The organism is Bradyrhizobium macuxiense, assembly GCF_007993935.1.
In the GTDB taxonomy this organism is placed as follows: domain Bacteria; phylum Pseudomonadota; class Alphaproteobacteria; order Rhizobiales; family Xanthobacteraceae; genus Bradyrhizobium; species Bradyrhizobium macuxiense_A.
Genome location: NZ_VITY01000006.1, coordinates 81,841 through 105,957, shown reverse-complemented (window position 1 = coordinate 105,957; position 24,117 = coordinate 81,841). Strand labels below are relative to the sequence as shown.

Here is a 24,117-nt window from a genome sequence, read left to right as displayed (position 1 = left end):
AATTGTCTCAAATTGAAACGATCGCGCACTTGTGTGGCGCGTAAACGGTGGGCGCTGTTCAGACCGCGTCCGCCGGAACGAAGCAGCTGATGATGATGCTGCCGCGGTGGTGCACGTACCACACCACGGCCTCGCCGACCGGATTGCCGCGATCGCGGATCACGGCGCGCTCCGGCACCATCATCCATTCGCCCTCGATCGGCACCCAATAGGCGCCGCCTCGAACATCATAGCTCGTGCGATGGCCGTCGGAGATGTCGCAGCAGGGTACGCCATTCGGCGCGATCACGCTCTTGAACCAGGCGCGGATATCGGGCGGCACATTGTCGTATTGGCCGTTGTCGAACGCCAGCGCAGCGCCCGCCATGATGACGAGCCACGCGAGCACCGCGCCATGCGTGAGCCTTCGCATTGCATTCCTCCGCGAAAACTTCGTGCGTGATCCACGCGACATCCAGCGCGCCGAATCCGGTGTTTGCGCGATTAGGCACGAACCGCGTGCGGGATGCATGCTCAAAGAATGAGCGAAGCGGCGCGGTCTCGGTGATGCAGTGCGGGATCGTGGCGTTCAGGCCGGCTTCTTCGTGCGTGCCTTCTTCGCAGGCTTCGCCGCGATGTTGTCCCGCGCCATCGTAAGCGCGCTGCGCAGCGTGAGCTGGTCGGCTTTCGCGAGACGGACATTGGTGCTGCCGCTCTTGCCCCAGCCGCCCGGCACCGGCCGGAAGATCTCCGGCTCGGCCTCGACCACGACAGCCTGTTGCTCGGGCGTCAGCTTCACCATGCCCCAATCCTTGTCCGGATAGCCGAGCGTCGCGAAGATGCGCTTGCCGACGCGGAAGTCGACCGTGCCGTGGTGCGCGCCTTCGATCACCTCGGGCAGGCTCAGCGCCGTGCGGCGGAAGCGAGTTGCGGACATGGTCGACGACCTCGATTTCGACGGCGCAGCCTATCACGTGTTACTAATGGAGGCGTGTTCGGCTAGCCCGCCTTCAGGACGTTCAGCGCATACCATCCCCAATAAACGCGATGACGCTGGATCAGGCCGTCCTTGATCTCCATGACCTCGACCAGATCCATCTGGTCGCCATCCGGGGACTGGCGCGGATATTCCCAGGTGAGAATCCGGCCGTCGCTGAAGAAGCCCTGCTTGAAGCGCCGCCGCTGCGGCGGGTTGGTGCGGAACACGCGCGTGATGAACTCGCGTAACGCCTCCCGGCCCCGGACGATTCCGTCCTTGGTCTGCATCAAATGCTGGACCAGCGGGCTCTCGATCGAGGCGTCGGGCGCATAGAGCGCGAGCGCCGCCTCGAGGTCCTTGTCGCCGAGGGCCTGATCCCAGAGCTTGTAGATGCGTTCGGCGTCCTTGTTGGCTTCTGTCATGATTGTTCCCTTGTGTGTCGTCGACTGCCGCCGATTTGACCGGAAACAGCGGTCCTGACGTTTCAGGAAAATCTGAAATGAGTTTCGCGATGTCGCGAATGCGCGTAGGACGGTTTCAGCACGACATGGAGGACGATGCGGTGGGATCATCCCAAACCGTGCAGACCGGATTTTCGCGGATCGCCGAGGCACTCGGCGATCCGGTGCGCGAGGCCATGGTCAGCGCGCTGGCCGACGGCAAGGCCCTGCCGGCGGGCGAGCTCGCCGCGGTGGCCGGCATTTCGCCGCAGGGCGCCAGTGCTCATCTGCAGAAGCTGGTCGATGCGCGCGTGCTGTCGGTGTGGGCACAGGGCAGGTTCAGATACTACCGTATCAGGGACGACGATGTCGCGGCGCTGATCGAGAACCTGGTCGATCTCGCGGCGAAAGCCGCTGCCGCGCCCAGGCGTGCGATGGCGGCCGCACAGCTCCGGCAATCGCGCACCTGCTACCATCATCTTGCCGGCCAGCTCGGCGTGCTGCTGTCGAATGCGCTGATCCGCCGTCGCCTCGTCATCATCGATGGCCGCGATGGCCGCGTGACCGAGCAGGGGCTGGCGTGGTGCCGCGCCGAACAGATCGATTTCGATCCGGCGCGGCAGCCGCATCTGCGGCTTTGCAATGACTGGACCGAGCGCGTGCCGCATCTCGCAGGTCCGTTCGCCAATGCCGTGCTGGCGCGGCTGGTCGAGATGCGCGGCGTTGCGCCGCATCGGATACCTCGCGCGCTGCGGATCACCGATCGGGGGCGGGCGTTCTTCGATCGGCTCGGCGTGCAGGTTCCGTTCTGAGAGCGCGTGAATGAACCTCGAGCATGATCCGGAAAAGTGTGACGCGGTTTTCCGAGAAGATCATGCTCAGACAAGAAGCTAAAGCGCGATGACGCTTTTCATCGCGCTTTAGCGGCCGTCCTCGACCTCGGTCTCCGGGCGGTCGTTGCCGGAGGCGGTCTCGGTCAGCCATTTGCCGTCCGAGGTCTCATACTGGATCGCCTCGGTGCGCCCGGGAACGCGTTGCTCGTTGGCGGCGCGCCGTGCGGCGGCGAGCGCCGCGGCATGGGTTGGAAACGGTTCCGAGAACACCCCGTTGACGGTATAGGCCCAGCCGCCGTCGTGCTGGACAACCTTGTAGATCACGTGGGTCATCCGGAACCTCGTTTCCGTCGTGGAGGATGAGGCTGCCAGAATAGACCACGATGTCGTATTTTGCAGCAGCCGATCGTCTTTGAGAGAGCCGCCCCGCTGGTGCGGGCGAGGGAGACCGACATGTGCCGTAATATCAAGACGCTGTTCAACTTCGAGCCGCCCGCCACCGAAGACGAGATCCACGCCTCGGCGCTGCAGTTCGTGCGCAAATTGTCCGGCTTCAACAAGCCGTCGCAGTCCAATGAAGCCGCCTTCAATCTTGCCGTGGCCGAGGTTTCCGCTGCTGCGCGAAAACTCCTGATCTCGCTGCAGACCACGGCGCCGGCGCGCGATCGCGAGGTCGAGGCGGAGAAGGCGCGGGAGCGCTCGCGCCTCCGGTTCGGCTGAGGCCCAGGCGCATTCCGTGACGCGGGTCACGGTAAGGCGTCGGGCCACCGGGCATCGTTGCCGTTCACCCCGGCCCCGGAGCAACGCCATGAAGCCTGCCGCCCTGCTCACGCTCTGTTCGATTGCGTTCGCCGTGCTCTGGACCTGCGGCATGCTGTGGTCGAGCGGCACGATCGACCTCGCCAACGTCATCATCCTGTCGGCGTGCGGGGCGTTCGCGGGTGTTGCCTGGTACTATGCGATGCGCTGGGTCTTCCAGCTCATGCAGCTCGCCAGGCCGTCCGATCCTCCGACCAATCCCCGGACCGAGCGGTGAGCCTGGCGCGCGACACGGACATGGCGGGCCGTGTCGTCGCGCGATGACGACAAGAATTTACTTCTTGTCCTTCTTGCGGTGCTTCTTCTTTTTCTTGTGATCGTCGTCCTCGTCGTCTTCCTCGAGATCGATGTCATCGACTTCAAGGGCGATCGCCTCCGCTGCCGCGCGCTCGACGGCATCGCGTTCAGCCTGCTCGGCGGCTTCACGCTCCCTGGTGCGCTTGTAGTCTTCCCAGGCGTCGAAGATCATGTGCAGCCACGGCATCACCTGCTCGATCGACGGCAATTGGCCGGGCGGGCCGGCTTCACCGCGCGGGCCGGCCGGGCCCTGCGGCCCCTGTGGACCTGCTTCGCCGCGCGGACCCTGCACGCCTGCCTTGCCTTGCGCCCCCGGCTTGCCCTGGGGACCAGCCTTTCCGACCACGCCCGCTTTGCCCTGCGGACCGGGCTTGCCGCGTGCACCTTCCGGCCCCGGCCGCCCGGGATGTCCCTGCGGTCCGGGCTTTCCCGGCTCGCCCTGACGGCCCTGCGGCCCCTGTGCACCTCGTGCCCCCTGGCGGGAAGTTGTCTCGTCAGCCACTGCTATGCTCCGTCGCGATTTGAAGCCGCTTGTAACAGAGGTTGGACGACGGCTTCAATTCTGCCGGCCGACACCGATGCGAGCGATCAACAGTCATAATTCCATGGGCATTATGACAACGGAGGACGCATTGCGGATTCTGGACGGCAGCTACGGCGAAGCATCGCAACCGCTCGACATCGTCGTGACGCGGCACGATGTGCTCGACGAAGCGGCCTTTCGTGGCACGGGTGTGCTCGATCTCTACGAGGAGCTGTTTCCCGCGAGCGAGCGCGACAGCCCTGACGACATCGTCCGCTGGCTGCTGTCCGATGACGTCGGCGAGATCAGACAATTCAGCGTCGGCGGCGGCGAGCTGTCTTATCGGCTCGACTCGCGCTGCTTCATCCTGCGCGCCGCCGGGCGCGCGATCGGGCTCGGCTTCTTCACCTACGATCACGCAAGCGATCTGATCTTTTGCAACCATGTCGGCGTCGGGAAGACGTGGCGCGGCGGTGGCCTGGCGCGCGCGTTCTATCGCGAGATGGTCGGCGTGCTCGACGCGTTGTTTCCGCGTAATATCGGTGTGGTGCTCGAGGTCGAGCCGTTCGATCGCGACCGCGTGGCCGCGATCATCGCCGAACTCGAGCGAACGGGCAGGCGCCAACTCGCCGCGGACGAGCAGGACGAGATCCGCCGATTGCTGCGCGCGCGTTGGTACGACAAGCTCGGCTACGCCGTGTTCTGCAATGCGCGGACGATGCAGCCATTGCTGTGCCGCTCGCCATGTCTCGATCCGTGCCTGCCGTCATCGGATTGGGCAGCAGGCGAAGAAAATTACTGGCTGATGTGGCAGGCGCGGACCGGAGCGGTCTCCGCCGACAGGCCAGCAAGCGAGTTCTGGCAAAATGCGGTCGCCGCGATCTACGTCGAGATCCTCGCAAAGTCCCTCGTCGATGACGATCCCAATGGACGGCGCGACTATTGGGACTACGCGACTGCGCTGGTAGCCCAGACGATGCAACAGACCGCGACGACCGACATGTATCTCGCGCGCTGCCTCGGTGACGAGGACAGTGCGTTGTTGTCGCGCTGGCGGCAGCTTGCGATCGATCTCTCGATCTGAGCTAGGCCGCGGCGTGCTCGCTCAGCGGCACGTCGATGCCGTCGGCCGAATATTCGCGGATCTTGTTCCGCAAGGTTCGGACCGACAGTCCCAGCACGCGCGCGGCGCGGGTGCGATTGCCGTCGCAGCGCGCGAGCGTTTGCAGCACCAGTTCCCGCTCGACCTCATCGACTGTCGCGCCGATCAGCAATGGGACGATTTCATTTGGAGCCAGCGACGGCAGCAGTGCTTCCGGCGACGGTACGGTGGACGCGTATGACATGAACTCCTCCCGATCAACGCCCGCCTCGTCGATGAGGCGGAGACATCGAGAAACCAACTACCCCGTAGATCCACGGTGTGCCGGTTTGGTTAACAAGTCCTTAACGCCGCGCTAACTCCCTGCTTTGTAAGCAAAATACCCAGAAATCGCCACGATTGCGGTTCCATCCGTCACAGTGTGCGGTAGCCGCCGTCGACCATCACGATCGATCCCGAGACATAGGCCGAGAGATCCGAGGCGAGGAAGATCGCGGGGCCCACGATGTCCTCCGGCTTGCCGGCGCGGCCGAGCGGGGTGTGATCCATGAACACCTTCACGAGATCGGGATTGGTGGCGCGCACCTTCTCGTTCAGCGGCGTTTCGATGAAGCCGGGGCCGATCGCATTGACGCGCACGCCATCCTTGCCGAGTTCGGCGGCGAGCGCCTTGGTGAAGCCGAGCACGCCGTGCTTGGAGGCGGTGTAGGCTGGTGAACTCGGCGTGCGCAGATGCACGAAGGACTGGATCGAGCCGATATTGACGATGCGCCCCTTGTTCTTGCGCAGCGGCGCGAGGAACGAATGCGTGACGTTGAAGACGCCGGTGAGATTGATCGCGATGATGTCTTCCCAGTCCTTGATCACGGCTTCGTCGGCGCCGAGCATGCCGTTGCGGCGCGCGATGCCGGCATTGTTGACCAGGATCGAGACCGGCCCGACCTTGTCGGCGATCTGCTTTGCCATCGCGATGCAGGCCTCGCGATCGGTCACGTCGAGTGCAAAGCTCTCCGCCTTGCCGCCGGCATTCCTGATCTCCTTGGCCGCTTCCGCCACCGCATCGCCGTTCATGTCGAGCAGCACCACCCGCGCGCCCTCGCGGCCGTAGCCCAGTGCGATGGCGCGCCCGATGCCCGAGCCTGCACCGGTGATGACGGCGATGTGATTGTCGAGAAGGGCCATGGCGTTTCCTCGTTCTGATTTGTGAGCGTTGTCGACAACACTATTCAAAACTGCGCCAACCGAAACGCCAAGCCGCGTTTGCGCGTTGCTGTCATCCATATTCGGATGACAGTACGGACCGATCATGGACCCGCATATCAGACACTGGAAAGTTGCGATCGAGCGCTTCTGCGCGGCGACTGATCCCGACTATCGCGAGATGGCCAAAATGGTCGCCGAGATCGCCACGACCGACATCGACGAGACGCTGCGGCAAGCGGCCGCACAGGTGCTGCCGATCCTGCGCCAGGCGGCGCTGAAATCGGCCGATCGCCGCACCAAATCGATCGCGCTGCGCCGTCTCGGCATCGTCAGCGATGCGCTGCACATGCTGTCCGCGCCGCAGTTCGGCCGCCGCGGCCTGACGCCCAAGGTGCTGACGCAGGAGGAGCGCTACCGGCAATTGCTCGGCCTGCCGTTCGGCCGCCACCTTGCGGCGACCGAAGTCCATCAGGCGTTCAAGCGCGCTGCCAAGACGGTGCATCCCGATGGCGGCGGCAACGGCGCCGCGTTCCTCGAACTTGCCGCCGCGCGTGACGCGCTGATCAAGCATCACTGATGCTTGATCGCGTGATGCCTGACAGCAGAAGGGCGGACGCCGCGTGGTTGCCGCGTGTCCGCCCTGTGCGTGATCGGGATCGCTCAGAACGAGCAGGTGCCGTTATTGAGCAGTCCAGTCTTGTAGGTGAACGCGGCGTCGAAGGTCGGCAGCTCCTCGCTGACGACGGCGAAGTTTGCGGGCCACGGCGTGGTGGGGATGCTCTGGTCCCAGATCTGGCAGAAGCCCGTGTCCTGCCAGCGGATCAGGTGATACGGGTTAGCGCTGGCGGGGCTTGCCGCGGCAAGCACGGACACGGTGGCGGCAATGGCGGCACAGGCAATCGCAAGACGACGCATCGAAAATCTCCGGTTTGAATATGTGAATGCTCCGCGAGAAAATCCTGGAGCTCTGGGGCCGACCGCCCCGGACATGCAGTGAGTGTTGCAACCCCGGGAACAGGTTCAACGCCGGTTACATGGAAACAGCCGTCAACAAATAGGCCGGCGCCGTGCCAAATTGCGCCTGGTCACGCGCTTGCTACAGTCGCGCATTGCGATTCGCGCCGGCGCCGCGACGCAAGAAACTCGACGTGAGCCATCTTGGGGAGACTGCACATGAAATTTTCATCCACCCTTCGTGCCGCACTGGTCGCGCTGCTGGCGTTCACCGGACTTGCTTTCTCGTCGGCCGCCCGTGCCGACAGCGGCTTCGTGACGCTCACGATCTACAAGGCCGGATGGATCATCGGCGGCTCCGGCGGCAGCGGCGTGCTGACGTTCCGCGGCCGCTCCTATCGGCTCTCCACCGGCGGTCTCGATTACGGCCTGGTGTTCGGCGGCTCCAAGACCGTGCTGCGTGGCCGCGTCAGCAACATCAATCGTCCGTCCGACGTCGCCGGCGTCTACGGCGCAGCGGGCGCGGGGCTTGCCCTCGGCCGCGGCGCGCGTGCGATCGTGCTGACCAATCAGAAGGGCGCGGTGCTGGAGCTGACCGGCCACCAGGTCGGCCTGATGGCCAACGCCGATCTGAGCGGGCTTGCGATCACGATGCGGTAGCGCATTTGTTCAATCTATCCCCGTCATCCCCGCGCAACGGCTTTGCCGTTGTCGCTGGAGGTGCGAGCGGAGCGAGCCTCGAAGGATGAATCGGCCACCAGCCGGGCCGTGCATCCTTCGAGACGCGCGAAGACGCGCTCCTCAGGATGACGGGGCTAGGGGCAGCGCGCGCCTGCGTGATTTCGGAATATTAGAAGTGTATCCGTGAGTTGCCCGACGTGTCAAGTGGCTGGTCGAGCGCCGGCCGCCGCCGGCTGCTTTGCATGGGGTTGTTTTCGATATTTTGGCAACGTCCCCCCGCGATTGCCCGGCTCGCGGGCGTAAGCCGGAACGCGGCGGTACCTACCTGAAAAGATGCAGCGCTGCGTATTGCAGCAGCATGATGGTCTTGGCGTCGACGATGCGGCCGTCGCTGATCATGGCGAGTGCGTCGTCGATCGCAAGCTCGAGCACCTCGATGTCCTCGCCCTCGTCGGCAAGCCCGCCGCCGTCGCCGACGCGCATCGCCGCGTCGTATTCGGCGATGAAGAAATGCAGCTTCTCGGTCACCGCGCCCGGCGTCATGAAGGCTTCGAACACCTTGCGCACATGCGCGAGCCGGTAGCCGATCTCTTCCTCCGCCTCGGCGCGAATGCGCTCTTCCGGCGCGGCATCGTCGAGCATGCCGGCGGCGGCCTCGATCAGGAGATCATCATAGCCGTTGGCGAAAGCGGGGTAGCGGAACTGGCGCACCAGCACGACGGTGCGGATGTTCAGATTGTAGGGCAACAACACCGCGCCGTTGCCGCGGTCATAGACCTCGCGCACCTGGGTCTGCCATTCGCCGTTGCTGCGGCGGTAGTCGAAGGTCGCGCTCTTCAGCTCGTAGCGGCGCTTCGACAGCAGCTGGACGTCCTTGACGCGGACGCGGTCGGCGATGCTCATGGGTCAATCCTTAATTCGCTCACGGCGTCGCTTCGCGACCGTCGAGCCATTTGGCCAGCATCACCGAGGTGGATTCTTCATAGCCGAGCGTTTGATAGAATGCGCTCGCCTTGGCGTTCTCCCGCCGCACCAGCAATTGCAGCTTCGGCACGCCGGCTGCACGCAGCCAATCCTCGACCGCGGCCATCATGGTGCGGCCAAGACCCTTGCCCTGGCTGTTGGGATCGACCGCGACGTAGTAGACCCAGCCGCGATGGCCGTCATGGCCGACCATCGCGGTCGCCACGATCGCGCCGGCGTCGCGGCCGACCAGCACGGCCGAACTCGGTCCGCGCCGCGCCAGCGCAATGTCGGAAGCCGGATCGTTCCACGGCCGTGTCAGGCCGCAGGCCTGCCATAGCGCGACCACGGCAGAGATGTCGGCGTCGGTGATGGCTGCGATGGCGAGGGAGGGAGAGGGCATTGTCGCTTGCACGGTCACAGCACCTTGCCCGGATTCATGATGCCGAGCGGATCGAGCATCGCCTTGACCTGCCGCATCAACTCGATCGCGACCTTGTCCTTGACCTCGGGCAGTTCGTCGCGCTTGAGCACGCCGATGCCGTGCTCGGCCGAGATCGAGCCGCCCATCCGCAGCACGATGTCGAACACGACGGCGTTGACGTCGTGCCAGCGCGCCAGGAAGTCGGCCGCATTGGCGCCGACCGGCTGGCTGACATTGTAGTGGATGTTGCCGTCGCCGAGATGGCCGAACGGTACCGGCCGCGCGCCGGGGATCAGCTTCACGACGGCCGCATTGGCCTCCGCGATGAAGGCGGGCACCGCTGCGACCGGCACCGAGATGTCGTGCTTGATCGAGCCGCCCTCCGGCTTCTGCGCCGCCGACATTTCGTCGCGCAGCTTCCAGAACGCCTGGCGCTGGCTCAGATTGGCGGCGATGACGGCGTCATCGACGATGCCGTCTTCCATGCCCTGGGCGAGGATCGCCTCCAGCGTGTCGCGCGCATCGTCGCGCGACGACGACAATTCCATCAGCACGTACCAGGGATGCTTGCTCTCAAGCGGATCGCGGATGTCGATGCCGTGGCGGATCGAGAAGTCGACCGCGACGTCGGCGAGCAGTTCGAAGCTCGTCAGGCTGCCGGCCGCCTGGTTGCGCGAGATCGACAGCAGCCTGAGCGCCGCCGCGGGCGACTTCAGGCCGACATAGGCGGTCTCGACCGCGCGCGGCCGCGGAAACAGCTTGAGCGTCGCCGCGGTGATGATTCCGAGCGTGCCCTCGGCGCCGATGAACAGGTTGTGCAGGTTGTAACCTGTGTTGTCCTTTTTCAGTTTCGACAGCGCGTTCAGCACGCGGCCGTCGGCCAGCACGACCTCGAGCCCGAGCGCCATCTCGCGCGCCACGCCGTAGGCGAGCGCTCCGGTGCCGCCGGCGTTGGTCGAGAGGTTGCCGCCGATGGTGCAGCTGCCTTCGGCGCCGAGCGACAGCGGAAACAGCCGGTCGACGTCCGCAGCCTTCTGCTGCGCGATTTGCAGCACCACGCCGGCCTCGCAGGTCATGGTGTTGGATTCGACGTCGATGTCGCGGATCTTGTCGAGCCGCCGCAGCGACACCACGACCTCGCCATTGTGCGGCGTCTGCCCGCCGACCAGGCCGGTGTTGCCGCCCTGCGGCACCAGCGCGATCCTGTGTTCGCTCGCAAGCTTGCAGATCGCGGCGACCTCAGTGGTCGAGCCCGGACGCAGCACCAGCGGCGAACGGCCGTGGAACAGGTCGCGCTCCTCGGTGACGTAAGGCTGGATGTCGGCGGCATCGGTCACCGCATATTTCGCGCCGACGATGGCGCGGAATTTTTCCAGCAATTCGGGCGGAAGCGGCGGCACCGCTGATTGGACGATGTTCATTTTTTCTTGGTCTTTCACTCAGCCGGAAGTTAGTTCCGCCCAACCGCTGCGCGACGCAGGCGGTCATTGATGGCTTCGCCTAGCCCATCCTCGGGAATGGGCATCACTGCGATAGCATCGGCGTTTCTCTTGTCGAGCGTGCGAAGGTAGCCGAACAAATTGGCGGCGGCTTCGGCGAGATCGCCGCGCTCGGACAGGTTCATCACCACCAAGGCACATTCGCGCCTTGCAACCTTGGCTGGCCCGAACGCCAGCAGGGCTTCGCCGACATGGACGTCGCTGGCATTGAGCCGGACCGGGGTCCGCGGCGCGTAATGCGAGGCGAGCATGCCCGGGGCGATCGGCTGAGCGTCGTTCTCGGCATCCTGCGGCGGCGATTGCAAGGGATGGCCGAGCACGCGCTCGATCTCGGCGCGGGTCAGCCCGCCCGGCCGCAGCAGCACCGGATCGGAGAAGCAGCCGACGATGGTGGATTCGACGCCGACCTCGACCGGGCCGCCGTCGACGATCATGTCGATTCGCCCAGCCAGATCGCCGTTCACATGCTCGGCGGTGGTGGGCGAGACATGGCCGGAGAGATTGGCCGACGGTGCCACCACGGCACCGCCGAAGGCCTTGATGATGTCGCGCGCCACCTTGTGGGCGGGTATGCGTATGGCGACCGTATCGAGCCCGGCGGTCGCGAGTTCCGCAACCGGGCAGGACAGCGCCTTCGGCAGCACCAGGGTCAGGGGGCCGGGCCAGAACGCATCCGCCAGCCGCAAGGCCTGGCCGTCGAACAGGGCGATCCGGCGGGCGGCGCCGAGATCGGCGACATGGGCGATCAGCGGATTGAAGGCCGGCCGGCCCTTGGCCTCGTAGAGCCGGGCGATCGCGGAGGCGTTGCCGGCGTCGGCGCCGAGGCCGTAAACCGTCTCGGTCGGAAACGCCACCAGGCCGCCCTCGGCCAGAACCCCGGCGGCGGTGGCCGTGGCGGCGGCGCCGGCGGGCAATACGTGCGTTTTCAGACCTGTATCCACTGTGACTAGATTCCTCAATTGGGTGCCTTGTGGTCCCTTGCAGTCCCCGAAACCCGACGCTATAAGCCGGCCCTCAGTCGGAGTGTGGCTCAGCCCGGTAGAGCACTGCGTTCGGGACGCAGGGGTCGCAGGTTCGAATCCTGCCACTCCGACCATCTTTCCAAGCACTTATAGTTTCTGTGTTTTTTGTGCGCAACGAGATGCGCATCGATTTGCCGCGCGGCTGCCATGCCGTTCGATCTCGTGCCGCGCGTCCCTGATGTCGGGCAATAGCTCGAGCCGGCCGCGATGATTCGACGCCGCTTGGAACCTGAAATCGGACGATCGTTGAGCGCGAGGGAAACGGCCCCGGACGTGATGTTGCGTAGCGCGTCACCAAACACCACGAGGCCTCCCTTCAGACTATCGGCCGATCTTGGCCGACATCAAAGCACGAATACCCCGCGGCGAGTAGTGCTCGCTGTGCCGGCGCAAATGCCGACATCGTATCAGGGGTTGCCGACCTCGAAGGCCAGCAGGACGTTGCCGGGCAGGCCGCCCCATTGCGCGTAGCCGGAATTGACGTACAGCATGCCGTCCACGACGATCGGCCCGGGTCCATCCATGGCGCCGCCATGGGCAGGAACGCCGTTCACCGTGCTGTAGTCGCGCGCGGTGTCGATCTCCCAAAGCAGCTTGGCGTCATCGCTTGCGTAGGCACGCAAGAAGCCGCTCACGCCACCCGAGAACACAACGCCGGGAATCGCGGTGACCGCTGCGGAGAGCGCAGGACTGCATTGGGGGCGATCGCCGCAGGCAACCGGCGCCACCTGCATCGCGATTTTCCCGGTGGCAAGATCGAGGCCAAACAGGCCGCCGCCTTCGCTTGAATTGAGACGCCTCGAGCCATCCCTCAGGAACCGCACGTCGGAATTGGCGACATAGATTCGGTCCTGGTCCGCGGCGGAGCCCCACTCGGTGCCGCCCAACGGGCCGCCTTGGCCGATCCGCGTCTGCCACAGGACCTTGCCTTCATGGTCGGGATCCAGCGCATGCACCACGCCGGATTTCTGGCCGATGACGAGCGCGCGATGTCCATCACGCAGGTTCACCAGGATCGGCGATTGTCCGAAGTCATGGTCGGGGCCGCGATCCTCCGGACAGTTGCTCTGGTCGGTGCCGAAGCACGCGACGACAAAGCTGTCCTTCGGCGTGGCCTGCTGATGCCAAAGCATTTTGCCGGTCTCGAGATCGAATGCGAGGACCGCGTCGCTGGTGTCGGTTGCCGGGTCGGCGTAACTGTTCGATGTCGCGACATAGAGCGCCTTGCGCTGAACGTCGATCGTCGGCGCGGACCAGACCGATGCGCCGGCCGGACCGAACAGCTGGGTCCCGATCGCGTTCGTTCGTGTCGGATGCGGCGCTTCGGCGATCGTGTAGGTCTTCCAGACCTGCGCGCCGGTCTCGGCCCTCAGCGCAACGACGCTGCCGCGAAACGTGCAGCATTGGTAGGTGGGGCGAGACCCTGTCGCTTCCTCGATCGATGACACGCCGACATAGACGACGCCGGCATAGAAAACTGGCGCGCCGGTGATCCGGGCGGCCAGGTGATCCTCGATCCTGGACTTCCAGATTAGCATGCCGGTCGTTGCATTCACGGCGTAGATGTTGGCGAGCAGGTCGCCAAAGAAGACGACCGGCTGGCCGTTATCCATCGTGGCGAAATTGATCGCCGCCCTGACCGGCGCTTCGGTCGGAAACACCCAGCGGGTGCATCCGGTTTTCGCGTCGAGGGCGTGGACCTTGCGGTCGGTGCCGCCGACGAACAGCAGGCCGCCGATGACGGTCGGCTGGGCGAACGCGATCGATGCGCCGGGAAATCCGAAGGCCCATTTCAGACGCAGCCGGGAGACCTTGTCCTGCGTGAGGCCGGCCATGGCCGCCGGCTGAAACCGGCTGTTGTTGAGATCCGCGCCCCAGCCGTTCCACCGTGGCCCGTCGATCGGCTGCGGAAAGCCGGTCTCGCCCTGCGCACATTGGCCTGGGTTCTCCGCCGCCGCATGCGAAGCGGCCTTTCCGGTGACGAGCGAGGCGATCGCCGCCCGCTCGTCATTGCTCAGTCCCTGCGCGAAGGATGCCATCGGGCCCGTGGTGATCGCTCCCAGAACCTCATCGAACGACCTTGACTGCAGCGCGGCGCGGCTCGGCGCCCGAATATTTGCGTCGGTACTGTCGTGACACTGCGCGCAGCGTTGCGCGTAGAGGGCGGCACCGCCTTGCTGCGCGGTCGCAGGCAGGCAAGACCCGATCAGGATGACGGCAATCGCAGCACCCAGTTTCATCGCGCTTCACCGGCGTTGGCTTTGGATGAGTCGAGCAAGCGAAGCGTAGCGTAGCACAACCCTGATGGATGTCGGCGTGCCCCGCGGAGGCCGGCGGCGCGGATCTGACGGTGCCGGGCTCGCTCGGACCGCCCTCAATTCTGACGCCCGTCGGCGCGATCTCCCATTGACAGGCTGCCTGTTGTGATAGAATTATAACACAATAAGTTGCAAAAATAACAATATGTCATCATCGCATCAGCGTTTCGCGCGGGCGACGGGAGGAAAATGGAATTGTCCGGTTCGATCGCGGCAGAGCCTCGGCCGTCGACGTCGCTTTTGATGGTCGGCGGCATCAACAAGCGCTTTGGCGGCGTGCGAGCGCTACGCGACGTCAACCTCGAGGTCCGTGCCGGCGAGGTGCATGCCCTGTTGGGCGAGAACGGGGCCGGAAAATCCACGCTGATCAAGATCCTCAGCGGCGTTCATGCGGCCGACAGCGGCACCATCGAGATCGCCGGCAAGCCGGCGACGTTCGACAGTCCGGCACGGTCGCGCGAGGCCGGGATCGCGGTCGTCTATCAGGACCTCAGTCTCGTCGAGTCGCTGAGCGTCGCCGACAATCTGTTGCTCGGCCGCGAGCCGCGCACGCGGTTCGGCTTTGTCAGGAAGCGCGAGCTGATGGCGAGGGCCGAAGCGTTCCTGGGCGAGCTCGGCATTCCCCTGGATACCAAAGCTGCGGTCGGCTCGCTGCCGTTCGCCTATCGCCAGATGACGGAGATCGCCAAGGCGCTGATGGGCGAGGTGCGGCTGTTGATCCTTGATGAGCCGACATCCTCGCTGACCTCGGATGAGGTCCGCATCCTGTTCGATGCGATCGGCAAGGCGACGCGCCGCGGCGTCGGCGTGATCTATGTGACGCATCGGCTCAACGAGGTGTTCGAGATCTCGCAGCGCGTCACCGTGCTGCGCGATGGCGCCAACGCCGGCACGTTCGTCACGGCCGATACCGACATGAAGCGGTTGGTGAACGCCATCATCGGCACCGATCGCTTGGCGCCGGCCGCATCGCGCGCCGCGCCCGCGGCAGCGCGCGCGCTCGATCCGTCGCCGGTGCTGTCGCTCTCTGATGTGTCCAACGACCGGCTGTCGGCCGTCGACCTGACTGTGATGAAGGGTGAGATCCACGGCCTTGCCGGATTGATCGGCAGCGGACGCACGGAGATTCTGGAGACGATCTTCGGACTTCGGCCGGTCGAGCGCGGCGCGTTCGAGATCGAGGGCCGCCCTTGGCTGCCGAAGAGCCCGGCCGATGCGATCGACCAGGGCGTCGCGCTGGTGCCGGAAGATCGGCATGTGCAGGGCCTGGTGCTGGATCATTCGATCGAGCGCAACATCACTCTGCCGCGGATCCCGCGTTTCTCGCGCTGGGGCTTCATGCAGCAGCGCGCTGCCATCAGGCGCGCGGAAACCGCCGTCGCGCGGCTTTCGGTGAAGGCGCAAGGCGCTTCCAGCCTGGTCAGGACATTGTCCGGCGGCAACCAGCAGAAGGTCGTGTTCGGGAAATGGAATGATCCGCGGCCGCGCGTGTTGCTGCTCGACGAGCCGACGGTCGGCGTCGACGTCGGCGCACGCGAGGAGATCTATGGCGTGATCCGCAACGCCGCGCGCGACGGCAGCGGCGTGCTGGTCGTCTCGTCCGATCTCGTCGAACTGATCGAGCTCTGCGACCGCATCTCCGTGATCGTCGATGGACGCGTGGCGCGGACGCTCGTGCGCGGAGAGATCGTTGATGCCGAAGAGCTGCATCATCTCCTGCAGATCTACCAGGCTTCCGGACAAGGCGTATTGCAAGAGCTGCCCGCATGACTGAACTGACCGCGCCCAATGTCGCCGCGGCGCCGACCCGATCCGATCGGCGCCGCAAGCTGCTGCAGAACCTGCTGCGCGGCGAGCGGCCCTACATGCTGTACATCGCCTTCGTGGTGCTGCTGGTGGTGTTCAGCCTGTCCTCGCCCTGGTTCCTGTCGGTCGACAATTTCCTGAATATCGGACGCCAGACCACGCTGGTCTCGATCATCGCGGTCGGCATGACCTTCGTGATCATTGCGCGCCAGATTGATCTGTCGGTCGCATCGACATTGGCCCTGTCCGGCATGGCCGCGGCGCTGGCGATGAGCCAGATCAGCAACAGCTGGATCGTCGGCGCCGCCGCCGGGCTCGGCACCGGCGCGCTGGTCGGATTGCTCAACGGCATCCTGACCACGCAGCTCTCAATTCCTTCCTTCCTCGTCACGCTTGGCTCGCTGAGCATGGCGCGCGGTTTGGCGATGATGGTCACCAACACCAAGCCGGTCATCATCACCAACGAGACCTATTTCGCGATCTTCGGCGAAGGCACGTTCTTAGGGATCCCCGTTCCGATCGCCTGGACGCTGGTGGCGATGATCGTCGGCATCCTGCTGCTGCACTACAACGTGTTCGGCCGCCGCATCTATGCGGTCGGCGGCAATCCGACTGCGGCGCTCTATTCCGGCATCAACACCAAATGGGTGACGACCGCCGCCTTCGTGCTGACCGGCGCGCTGGCCGGGCTTGCGGCGCTGGTGCTGTCGGCGCGCTCGCATGCCGCGCGGCCCGATGTCGTGCAGGGGATGGAGCTCGACGTCATCGCCGCCGTGATCCTCGGCGGTTGCAGCCTGTTCGGAGGCCGCGGCTACATCCTGGGAACGCTGTTCGGCAGCTTGATCATCGGCACGCTCAACAACGGTCTCGTGCTGCTCGGCGTCAGCTCGCCGATGCAGCTCGTCATCAAGGGAGCGATCATCGTGGCGGCGGTCGCCTTCACGAAGCGCTAGTCGAAGTCAGATGCAGCGCAAGGGCCGCAAGGTCACTGCGCTGCAAGGGTAGGGGCAAGGTCGCCGGCCTCCGGTCAATCGGCGACCAAACACGGGAGGAAACAATGAAGCCAATCTTGCGACAAACCCTGCCGCTGACCGCGCTGATCGCGGCGACGGCCATTTCGATCGCCCCTTCGGCCCGCGCCGAAGTGCCGGCAACCTGCGTCAAGGGCGTCGATCTTGCGACGCTCGGACCGAAATCGATCGTCGGTCAGGGGCCCCACGGCGAGAAGGCCGCTTCGCCCGAGGTCCTGGCGCTGTCGGATGCCGATGCCGCCAAGGTCAAGGAGAAGCACTTCAAGGTCGGCATCTCGATGCAGACGGTCAACCTCGACTGGGCGCAGCTGCAGATCCAGGGCATCACCGACACGCTGAAGAAGTACGGCGTGTCGGTGACCGGCGTCGCCTCCGCCGAATATCAGGTCGACAAGCAGATCGCCGACATCGAGAACACCATCCAGCAGCATCCGGACGGCATCATCTCGATCCCGGTCGATTTCACCGCGACCGCGCCGACCTACAAGAAGGTCGCCAAGGCCGGTATCAAGCTGGTGCTGATGGACAGCATTCCGACCGGCCTCAAGCATCCCGAGGAATATGCCTCGATGATTTCGGCGGACAATCTGGGTAACGGGCAGATCGCGGCGCAGATCCTGGCGTCCTGCATGGCGCAGGGCGCCACCATCGGCCTCGTCAATTTCGGCGTCGACTATTTCAGCACCAACGAGCGCACCAAGGGCGTTCGCGAGTGGATGCAGAAGAACCGGCCCGACATCAAGATGAAGCAGGTCGACTTCACCGATCCGCCGAAGGTTTCGCAAATCGCAGGCGATTTCCTCACCGGCAATCCTGACGTCAAGGGCGTGTTCGCGGTCTGGGATCAGCCGGCGCTGGATACGCTGAGCTCGATGCGCGCGCAGGGCATCGACATTCCGGTCACGACCGTCGATCTCGGCCTGCAATCGGCGATCGAGATCGCCAAGGGCGGACCGCTGAAGGCGACCGGCTCGCAGCGTCCCTATGACCAGGGCGTCGCGGAGGCGATGGCCATGATGAACGCGCTGCTCGGCAAGGAAACGCCGGCCTGGGTCGGCGTGCAGTCGCTGCCGGTGACGCAGTCGAACGTGCTGGAATCCTACAAGACGGTGTTCAAGAAGGAGCCGCCGTCCGAACTGACCGACGCTTGCAACAAGGCGAAGCCTGCCTGCAACTGATCTTTGGCCAACGATGCGCGGTGTCGCAACGGCGTGCATCATGGACAAAGCTGACCCGGGCGAGCCAGCCCCCGCCCGGGTCAGATTGCACTGGTCACATATTCGACGGGAAGGCTGCGGAAGTGCTTGCGCACGTCCGATGACGCCGCGCCGCCGACGATGATCCGCGAGAACGCGCCGATATCGGAGAAGAATGCCGACTTAAGACTGCCGAGCTTGCTCGCGTCGATCACCAGGATGCTCTCCATCGCGGTCTCGATCACGGCCTGCTTGACGGCGACCTCGTGAAAGTTCGAGCAGCTCGCGCCACGGGTCCAGTGCACGCCGCCGGCGGAAATGAAGGCCTTGTTGATCCCGAGCCGCCGCAGATAGGACAGTCCGTCGTCCGACGCGAAGGATTGCGACGAGGGATGATAGAGCCCGCCCATCAGCATCACCTGCGTGCCGGGCCGGTGCGTCACAATCGACGCCACGTTCATCGAATAGCAGATCACCGAGAGCGGCAGATCCTCGGGCAGGCAATCCGCCAGCGATTGCATCGTGGTGCCGCAATCGATGAAGATCGTATCGCCTTCCTTGATCGAGGCGGCGGCGGCCCGGCAGGCGAGACGCTTGTCCTGGGTGTGCTGGTCGATCTCCTGCTCGAACGCGTACTTGATCCCGGTCGGCGATGCCGCGTTGACGACGTAGCCGCCGAGCAAAGCGAGGGCGCCCTCCGGACCAGCAAGGTCCCGCCGCACCGTCATTTCGGAAACCTTCAGGAGCTCGGCGGCGTCCTTCAGGTGCAGCGCGCCACTCGATTCAACGGCGCGGCGCAGCCTCTGCAGGCGCTGGACGCGTGTCTCGCTTGGTCGTGCGTTTGGGGTTTCAGCCATTTTTGTCGCCGAGCTTGCTTATCTGATTGACAATGATCTTACAATGTTGTGAGTTTAGCAACGTCAACTTGTTACAATAATAACATCCAGTTTGGCAGCTCATCTGACGTCGGGACGATGTCGTTCCTCGGCAGGTAGCAAACCCAGCGGCAAGGTCAGGGGAGGATCACATGTTGCGATCGACACATTCAGTCTATCTGCCGATCTCGTCGATTCGCTAGGACCGCACGGCGCTTCCATGACGCAGAGCGTCTTCATCCAGAATCCGTCCGTATTGACCGCGCTGCCGTCTTCCCCCGGCGGGCATCCGCAGCAGCTCGCGCGCAACAGCGGCCGCGCGCTCGATCTGGATTGGGTCGACGAGATCAGGATCAATCTGTCGGCCGCCGAACGGCGGGTCGCGAGCCTGCCGGGCCGTCGTACGGTCAAGAAGGACGCGCAGGCGGCGTGGCTGCTCAAGGCGATCACCTGCATCGACCTCACGACGCTCAACGGCGACGATACGACCGAGCGGGTGAAGCGCCTCTGCGCCAAGGCCAAGGCGCCCGTGCGCGGCGACCTTCTCGAGCGGCTTGGCTTTGCCGGGCGCGAGCTGCATACCGGCGCGGTCTGTGTCTACCATCGGTTCGTCCGCACGGCCGTCGAAGCGCTCGCTGGATCCGGCATCCCGGTCGCTGCGGTCTCGACCGGATTCCCGGCGGGGCTGATCCCCCACGAACTGAAGCTGAAGGAGATCGAGGCATCGGTGCGCGACGGCGCGAAGGAGATCGACATCGTCATCACGCGCGAGCATGTGCTGACCGGCGACTGGCGGACGCTTTACGCCGAGGTCCAGGATTTCCGCGCCGTCTGCGACAACGCGCATCTGAAGACGATCCTGGCGACCGGCGATCTCAAGACGTTGCGCAATGTCGCCAAGGCATCGATGGTCTGCATGATGGCCGGTGCCGATTTCATCAAGACCTCGACCGGCAAGGAAGGCGTCAATGCCACGCTGCCGGTGACGCTGGCGATGCTGCGGATGATCCGTGTCTACCAGGAGCGCACCGGCTTCAAGATCGGCTTCAAGCCGGCCGGCGGAATCTCGACGGCAAAGGACGTGCTCAACTATCAGTTCCTGATGAAAGAGGAACTGGGACGCGACTGGCTCGAGCCGGATCTGTTCCGCATCGGCGCCTCCAGCCTGCTTGCCGATATCGAGCGGCAGCTCGAGCATCACGTGACCGGCCACTATTCGGCTTTCAACCGCCACCCCGTGGGATGAGACTCCAGCGATGAGCGTCGCAAATTATTTCGAGACCATGGAGTACGGCCCCGCGCCCGAGGCGGACGGCGAGGCGCGCGCCTGGCTGGCGCGGCACGGCGCCACGTTCGGGCATTTCATCGCCGGCAAGTTCACCGCGCCGCATGCGGGCAAGCACCTCACCACGATCGAGCCCGCCACCGGCAAGGCGCTGGCGCGCATTGCGCAGGGTGCGGCTGCCGACGTCGAGGCGGCGGTCCACGCCGCGCGCACCGCGCAGGTTGCGTGGGCCAAGCTTGGCGGTCACGGCCGCGCGCGTCATCTCTATGCACTGGCGCGCATGCTGCAGCGTCACGCCCGGCTGTTCGCCGTGCTGGAGGCGATCGACAACGGCAAGCCGATCCGCGAGACCCGCGATCTCGACGTGCCGCTCGCCGCGCGCCATTTCTACTATCACGCCGGCTGGGCGCAGTTGCAGGAGCGGGAATTCGCCGATCAGGTGCCGATCGGCGTGATCGGGCAGATCATCCCGTGGAATTTCCCGCTGCTGATGCTGGCCTGGAAGATCGCGCCGGCACTTGCCGCCGGCAATACGGTGGTGCTGAAGCCGGCGGAGTTCACCTCGCTCACCGCGCTGCTGTTCGCCGAACTCTCGGCCGAGGCCGGCCTGCCGCCGGGCGTGCTGAACGTCGTCACCGGCGATGGCGCGACCGGTGCGTTGCTGGTCGAAAGTCCCGTCGACAAGATCGCCTTTACTGGATCGACCGAGGTCGGACGGCTGATCCGTCAGACGACCGCAGGCACCGGCAAATCGCTGACGCTCGAACTCGGCGGCAAGTCGCCGTTCATCGTGTTCGACGATGCCGACATCGATGGCGCGGTGGAAGGCGTGGTCGATGCGATCTGGTTCAACCAGGGTCAGGTCTGCTGCGCCGGATCGCGGCTGCTGCTGCAGGAGGGGATTGCGGAGACCTTCCGCAGGCGCCTGATCCGCCGCATGTCGACGCTTCGCGTCGGCATGCCGCTCGACAAGGCGATCGACATGGGCGCGGTGGTAGCCCCGGTGCAGCTCGAGCGGATCAAGGCGCTGGTCGAGACCGGCGTGAAGGAAGGCGCCGAGAAATATCAGACGCCCGGCGCGATGCCGGCGGAGGGATGTTTCTATCCGCCGACGCTGCTCTGGAACGTGCATCCGTCCTCGACGGTTGCGACCGAGGAGATCTTCGGTCCGGTCCTGGTTGCGATGACGTTCCGCACGCCCGACGAGGCCGTCATGCTCGCCAACAACACGCGCTACGGCCTTGCCGCCAGCGTGTGGAGCGAGACGATTGGTCTTGCGCTCGACATCGCGCCGAAGCTGCTGGCCGGGGTAGTCTGGGTCAACGCCACCAACCTGTTCGACGCCAGCGTCGGTTTCGGCGGCTATCGCGAGTCCGGCTTCGGCCGCGAGGGCGGCCGCGAAGGCATGGTCGAATATCTCAAGCCGAAGGCCTGGAGTGGGCGCAAGGCGCGGCCCAAGGCGTCGCCGCTGCCGATTGCGTCCGGCGCCAGCGCTGGATTCGACGTGCCGCCGATCGATCGAACGGCAAAACTGTTCGTCGGCGGCAAGCAGGTCCGTCCGGACGGCAATTATTCGCGCGCGGTGCTGTCGCCAAAGGGCCGGCGCCTCGGCGAAGCCGGTGAGGGCAATCGCAAGGATATCCGCAATGCGGTGGCCGCGGCGCGCGCCGCCGAATCATGGGCGCGGGCGACGGCGCATAATCGCGCCCAGATCCTCTACTACCTTGCCGAGAATCTGTCGGCGCGCGGCGACGAGTTCACCCGCCGCATCGCCGACATGACCGGCGTCTCGTCGGCAAAGGCGCGCGGGGAAGTCGATGCGAGTATCGAGCGGCTGTTCAGTTATGGCGCCTGGGCCGATAAATTCGAGGGATCCGTGCACGCGCCGCCGCTGCGCGGCGTGGCGCTCGCGATGCACGAGCCGATCGGCGTGGTCGGTGTCGCCTGTCCCGACGAGGCGCCGCTGCTCGCCTTCATCAGCCTGGTGGCGCCGCTGGTCGCGATGGGCAACCGGGTGGTCGCCGTGCCGAGCGAGCGGCATCCGCTCGCTGCGACCGATTTCTACCAGGTGCTCGAGACGTCTGATGTGCCGGGTGGCGTCGTCAACATCGTCACCGGCGATCGCGGCGAACTGGTCAAGGTGCTTGCCGAGCACGACGATGTCGACGCGCTCTGGGCGTTCGGATCGCAGGACGCGTCGGCGGCCGCCGAGCGTCTCTCGATCGGAAATCTCAAGCGGACGCTGGTCGATCACGGCCTCGCGCTCGACTGGTACGACAAGGCCGCGAGCGAGGGCCCGATCCTGCTTCGCCATGCCGTGCAGGTGAAGAACATCTGGATTCCGTATGGCGACTAGAGCGTTTCCGAGCGAAGTGGGTACCGGTTCGCGTGAGGAAAACGTGTCAAAACTGGAATCGAGCGACGTCATCTTGCGGTGATATCGGTGGGGAATCCGGACCGTCAGAGTCCGGCGATTTTGAAGACGAGGGAGGGACGCAACATGCTCAAGGGCATCAATCCGCTGCTCAATGCCGACGTGCTCTATGCCCTGCGGGCGATGGGGCACGGTGATCGCCTGGTGGTGTGCGACACCAATTTTCCGGCCGACTCGATCGCGCGCCAGACCGCGCTTGGCAAGTTGCTGCGCATCGACAATGTGAGCGCCGCCAAGGCGGTCGAAGCCGTGCTCTCGGTGATGCCGCTCGATACCTTCGTCGACGATGCCGCGAGCCGCATGGAGATTGTCGGCCAGCCGCAGGAAGTACCTCCCGTGCAGCGCGAGGTGCAGGCCGCGATCGACCACGCCGAGGGACGATCCTGGCCGCTGGTCGGCGTCGAGCGCCATGCTTTTTACGAGAAGGCCAAGACGGCCTATTGCGTGATCGCGACCGGTGAGCGCCGGTTCTACGGCTGCTTCCTGCTCACCAAGGGCGTCATCGCGCCGGACGGGGAGTGACGAGATGAGCAAGAATGGCGTCGCCGTCCTCGGCGTGTTCGTCGTCGACCTCGCATTCCGCGCCGGCAACATGCCGGCGATCGGCGAGACCATCGCCGGATCGGGATTCGCCATGGGCCCCGGCGGCAAGGGATCCAACCAGGCTGTCGCGGCAGCAAGGGCCGGCGCCAGCGTGAGCTTCATCTCGCGGATCGGCAGCGACGCCTTCGGCGAGCTTGCGGTCAAGACCTGGGAGGCCGAGGGAATCCGGCCGCGCGTGGCGAAAACGGCGGACGCGCCGACCGGCGCGGCGTTCATCTACGTCCACGAGACGCGCGGCGACAACGCGATCATCGTGGTGCCGGGCGCGGCGGGCGGGATCAGCCCGGCCGATGTCGATGCGGTGGCGGACGCCATTCGTAACTCCAGCGTGTTCGTGACGCAGCTCGAACAGCCGGTCGATGCGGCATTTCGAGGGCTCGAGATCGCGCGCGCCGCCGGCAGCATCACGGTGTTCAATCCGGCGCCGGCGATCAAGTTCGACGCTGGCTTGTTTGCGCTGTGCGATTATGTCGTCCCCAACGAGACCGAAGCCGAAGCGCTGACCGGGATCGCGGTCGGCGACCTCGCCGGCGCCCGACGGGCCGGCGATGCGTTGCTGGCGAAAGGCGCCGGCACCGCGCTGATCACGCTTGGCGAGCGCGGCGCGCTGTTCCATTCGCGGGATCGCTCGCTGCATGTGCCGCCGTTTGCCGCCGGCAAGGTGGTCGAAACCACCGGTGCGGGCGATGCCTTCGTCGGCGGCTTCGCGGCGGCGCTCGCGGACGGTGTCGATCCGCTCGAGGCTGCGCGCTTCGGTTCGGCCACCGCGGGAATCTCGGTGACCCGGCCGGGCACCGCGCCCGCAATGCCGCAGCGTGCAGAGATTGAAGCGCTGCTGAAGGGATGATCGC

The 24,117-nt window shown here is 65.2% G+C and carries 27 protein-coding genes and 1 tRNA gene; 14 read left to right on the top strand and 14 right to left on the bottom strand.

Going from position 1 to position 24,117, the window contains the following annotated elements; genetic code table 11:
- Positions 1 to 58: 58 nt before the first annotated feature.
- The 3 genes from FBZ93_RS17455 to FBZ93_RS17445 all read right to left on the bottom strand — a co-directional run bounded on the left by FBZ93_RS17455 (position 59) and on the right by FBZ93_RS17445 (position 1,380).
- Positions 59 to 412, bottom strand: coding sequence for a hypothetical protein (locus tag FBZ93_RS17455; protein ID WP_050422017.1), 354 nt, complete (start codon positions 410 to 412; stop codon positions 59 to 61).
- Positions 413 to 568: 156 nt separating this feature from the next.
- On the bottom strand, positions 569 to 916 hold the full coding sequence (locus FBZ93_RS17450; protein WP_146987141.1) for an MmcQ/YjbR family DNA-binding protein: 348 nt from the start codon (positions 914 to 916) through the stop codon (positions 569 to 571).
- Between the two features lie 62 nt (positions 917 to 978).
- Positions 979 to 1,380, bottom strand: coding sequence for a nuclear transport factor 2 family protein (locus FBZ93_RS17445; protein WP_246667533.1), 402 nt, complete (start codon positions 1,378 to 1,380; stop codon positions 979 to 981).
- A 140-nt stretch (positions 1,381 to 1,520) separates the two neighbouring features.
- Between FBZ93_RS17445 and FBZ93_RS17440 the strand changes: the two genes are divergently transcribed.
- Complete coding sequence (locus FBZ93_RS17440) at positions 1,521 to 2,210, top strand: ArsR/SmtB family transcription factor (RefSeq protein ID WP_246667532.1); 690 nt, start codon at positions 1,521 to 1,523, stop codon at positions 2,208 to 2,210.
- Between the two features lie 108 nt (positions 2,211 to 2,318).
- Here the strand turns inward: FBZ93_RS17440 and FBZ93_RS17435 are convergent, their stop codons facing one another.
- Positions 2,319 to 2,564 carry a DUF2188 domain-containing protein gene (locus tag FBZ93_RS17435; protein WP_146987138.1) on the bottom strand — a complete coding sequence of 82 codons (246 nt, stop codon included), beginning with the start codon at positions 2,562 to 2,564 and terminating at the stop codon, positions 2,319 to 2,321.
- A 120-nt stretch (positions 2,565 to 2,684) separates the two neighbouring features.
- Here FBZ93_RS17435 and FBZ93_RS17430 point away from each other — a divergent pair, with 120 nt between their 5' ends.
- Together FBZ93_RS17430 and FBZ93_RS17425 are read left to right on the top strand one after the other, a co-directional pair.
- Positions 2,685 to 2,951 (top strand): DUF2277 domain-containing protein, encoded by a 267-nt coding sequence (locus tag FBZ93_RS17430; protein WP_021076086.1) that lies wholly within the window; start codon positions 2,685 to 2,687, stop codon positions 2,949 to 2,951.
- Positions 2,952 to 3,039: 88 nt separating this feature from the next.
- A complete protein-coding gene (locus tag FBZ93_RS17425) occupies positions 3,040 to 3,267 on the top strand; it encodes a hypothetical protein (protein ID WP_050426266.1) in 228 nt (75 codons plus the stop codon).
- 57 nt (positions 3,268 to 3,324) lie between these two features.
- On the opposite strand, the gene FBZ93_RS17420 is transcribed toward FBZ93_RS17425, so the two are convergent.
- On the bottom strand, positions 3,325 to 3,849 hold the full coding sequence (locus FBZ93_RS17420; RefSeq protein WP_146987137.1) for a collagen-like protein: 525 nt from the start codon (positions 3,847 to 3,849) through the stop codon (positions 3,325 to 3,327).
- 130 nt (positions 3,850 to 3,979) lie between these two features.
- Here FBZ93_RS17420 and FBZ93_RS17415 point away from each other — a divergent pair, with 130 nt between their 5' ends.
- Positions 3,980 to 4,954 carry a hypothetical protein gene (locus FBZ93_RS17415; protein ID WP_246667531.1) on the top strand — a complete coding sequence of 325 codons (975 nt, stop codon included), beginning with the start codon at positions 3,980 to 3,982 and terminating at the stop codon, positions 4,952 to 4,954.
- 1 nt (position 4,955) lies between these two features.
- Here FBZ93_RS17415 and FBZ93_RS17410 read toward each other — a convergent pair whose 3' ends face one another.
- Positions 4,956 to 5,216 carry a helix-turn-helix domain-containing protein gene (locus FBZ93_RS17410; RefSeq protein WP_016840962.1) on the bottom strand — a complete coding sequence of 87 codons (261 nt, stop codon included), beginning with the start codon at positions 5,214 to 5,216 and terminating at the stop codon, positions 4,956 to 4,958.
- A 170-nt stretch (positions 5,217 to 5,386) separates the two neighbouring features.
- The gene (locus tag FBZ93_RS17405) at positions 5,387 to 6,154 is read right to left on the bottom strand and encodes an SDR family NAD(P)-dependent oxidoreductase (RefSeq protein ID WP_146987136.1); all 768 of its coding nucleotides are present in this window, start codon (positions 6,152 to 6,154) and stop codon (positions 5,387 to 5,389) included.
- A 124-nt stretch (positions 6,155 to 6,278) separates the two neighbouring features.
- Here FBZ93_RS17405 and FBZ93_RS17400 point away from each other — a divergent pair, with 124 nt between their 5' ends.
- Entirely contained in the window at positions 6,279 to 6,752 is a 474-nt protein-coding gene (locus FBZ93_RS17400; protein WP_146987135.1) for a hypothetical protein, read from the top strand.
- 83 nt (positions 6,753 to 6,835) lie between these two features.
- Here FBZ93_RS17400 and FBZ93_RS17395 read toward each other — a convergent pair whose 3' ends face one another.
- A complete protein-coding gene (locus FBZ93_RS17395) occupies positions 6,836 to 7,090 on the bottom strand; it encodes a hypothetical protein (RefSeq protein WP_146987134.1) in 255 nt (84 codons plus the stop codon).
- Between the two features lie 258 nt (positions 7,091 to 7,348).
- On the opposite strand from FBZ93_RS17395, the gene FBZ93_RS17390 reads away from it, so the two are divergent.
- On the top strand, positions 7,349 to 7,789 hold the full coding sequence (locus FBZ93_RS17390; protein WP_146987133.1) for a hypothetical protein: 441 nt from the start codon (positions 7,349 to 7,351) through the stop codon (positions 7,787 to 7,789).
- Positions 7,790 to 8,131: 342 nt separating this feature from the next.
- Here the strand turns inward: FBZ93_RS17390 and FBZ93_RS17385 are convergent, their stop codons facing one another.
- Genes FBZ93_RS17385 through FBZ93_RS17370 form a run of 4 tightly spaced genes read right to left on the bottom strand, consistent with a single transcriptional unit; the run spans position 8,132 to position 11,637 of the window.
- Positions 8,132 to 8,713, bottom strand: coding sequence for a GDP-mannose pyrophosphatase (locus tag FBZ93_RS17385; RefSeq protein ID WP_146987132.1), 582 nt, complete (start codon positions 8,711 to 8,713; stop codon positions 8,132 to 8,134).
- 19 nt (positions 8,714 to 8,732) lie between these two features.
- Positions 8,733 to 9,176: a GNAT family acetyltransferase gene (locus FBZ93_RS17380; protein WP_167529083.1), complete on the bottom strand. Its 444-nt coding sequence runs from the start codon at positions 9,174 to 9,176 to the stop codon at positions 8,733 to 8,735.
- 14 nt (positions 9,177 to 9,190) lie between these two features.
- Complete coding sequence (locus FBZ93_RS17375) at positions 9,191 to 10,618, bottom strand: FAD-binding oxidoreductase (RefSeq protein WP_146987130.1); 1,428 nt, start codon at positions 10,616 to 10,618, stop codon at positions 9,191 to 9,193.
- A 29-nt stretch (positions 10,619 to 10,647) separates the two neighbouring features.
- On the bottom strand, positions 10,648 to 11,637 hold the full coding sequence (locus tag FBZ93_RS17370) for an L-threonylcarbamoyladenylate synthase (RefSeq protein ID WP_167529082.1): 990 nt from the start codon (positions 11,635 to 11,637) through the stop codon (positions 10,648 to 10,650).
- 78 nt (positions 11,638 to 11,715) lie between these two features.
- Between FBZ93_RS17370 and FBZ93_RS17365 the strand changes: the two genes are divergently transcribed.
- A tRNA-Pro gene (locus tag FBZ93_RS17365) sits at positions 11,716 to 11,792 on the top strand.
- 333 nt (positions 11,793 to 12,125) lie between these two features.
- Here FBZ93_RS17365 and FBZ93_RS17360 read toward each other — a convergent pair.
- Positions 12,126 to 13,958 carry a PQQ-binding-like beta-propeller repeat protein gene (locus FBZ93_RS17360; protein ID WP_146987128.1) on the bottom strand — a complete coding sequence of 611 codons (1,833 nt, stop codon included), beginning with the start codon at positions 13,956 to 13,958 and terminating at the stop codon, positions 12,126 to 12,128.
- Between the two features lie 267 nt (positions 13,959 to 14,225).
- Between FBZ93_RS17360 and FBZ93_RS17355 the strand changes: the two genes are divergently transcribed.
- From FBZ93_RS17355 to FBZ93_RS17345, 3 genes are all read left to right on the top strand, one after another.
- Complete coding sequence (locus tag FBZ93_RS17355) at positions 14,226 to 15,806, top strand: sugar ABC transporter ATP-binding protein (RefSeq protein WP_146987127.1); 1,581 nt, start codon at positions 14,226 to 14,228, stop codon at positions 15,804 to 15,806.
- Positions 15,803 to 16,795 carry an ABC transporter permease gene (locus tag FBZ93_RS17350; protein ID WP_095733239.1) on the top strand — a complete coding sequence of 331 codons (993 nt, stop codon included), beginning with the start codon at positions 15,803 to 15,805 and terminating at the stop codon, positions 16,793 to 16,795. The genes FBZ93_RS17355 and FBZ93_RS17350 overlap by 4 nt, the downstream gene beginning before the upstream one ends.
- Positions 16,796 to 16,899: 104 nt before the next feature.
- The gene (locus tag FBZ93_RS17345; RefSeq protein ID WP_146987126.1) at positions 16,900 to 18,051 is read left to right on the top strand and encodes a substrate-binding domain-containing protein; all 1,152 of its coding nucleotides are present in this window, start codon (positions 16,900 to 16,902) and stop codon (positions 18,049 to 18,051) included.
- An 80-nt stretch (positions 18,052 to 18,131) separates the two neighbouring features.
- Here the strand turns inward: FBZ93_RS17345 and FBZ93_RS17340 are convergent, their stop codons facing one another.
- Positions 18,132 to 18,926 (bottom strand): DeoR/GlpR family DNA-binding transcription regulator, encoded by a 795-nt coding sequence (locus tag FBZ93_RS17340; RefSeq protein WP_146987125.1) that lies wholly within the window; start codon positions 18,924 to 18,926, stop codon positions 18,132 to 18,134.
- A 238-nt stretch (positions 18,927 to 19,164) separates the two neighbouring features.
- Here FBZ93_RS17340 and deoC point away from each other — a divergent pair, with 238 nt between their 5' ends.
- The 4 genes from deoC to rbsK all read left to right on the top strand — a co-directional run bounded on the left by deoC (position 19,165) and on the right by rbsK (position 24,113).
- Positions 19,165 to 20,190, top strand: a complete 1,026-nt coding sequence (gene deoC, locus FBZ93_RS17335) for a deoxyribose-phosphate aldolase (protein WP_433995419.1) — start codon at positions 19,165 to 19,167, stop codon at positions 20,188 to 20,190.
- Positions 20,191 to 20,200: 10 nt separating this feature from the next.
- The gene (locus tag FBZ93_RS17330) at positions 20,201 to 22,585 is read left to right on the top strand and encodes an aldehyde dehydrogenase family protein (protein WP_146987124.1); all 2,385 of its coding nucleotides are present in this window, start codon (positions 20,201 to 20,203) and stop codon (positions 22,583 to 22,585) included.
- Between the two features lie 144 nt (positions 22,586 to 22,729).
- On the top strand, positions 22,730 to 23,185 hold the full coding sequence (locus FBZ93_RS17325) for an RbsD/FucU family protein (protein WP_146987123.1): 456 nt from the start codon (positions 22,730 to 22,732) through the stop codon (positions 23,183 to 23,185).
- 4 nt (positions 23,186 to 23,189) lie between these two features.
- On the top strand, positions 23,190 to 24,113 hold the full coding sequence (rbsK, locus tag FBZ93_RS17320) for a ribokinase (RefSeq protein WP_146987122.1): 924 nt from the start codon (positions 23,190 to 23,192) through the stop codon (positions 24,111 to 24,113).
- Positions 24,114 to 24,117 lie beyond the last annotated feature (4 nt).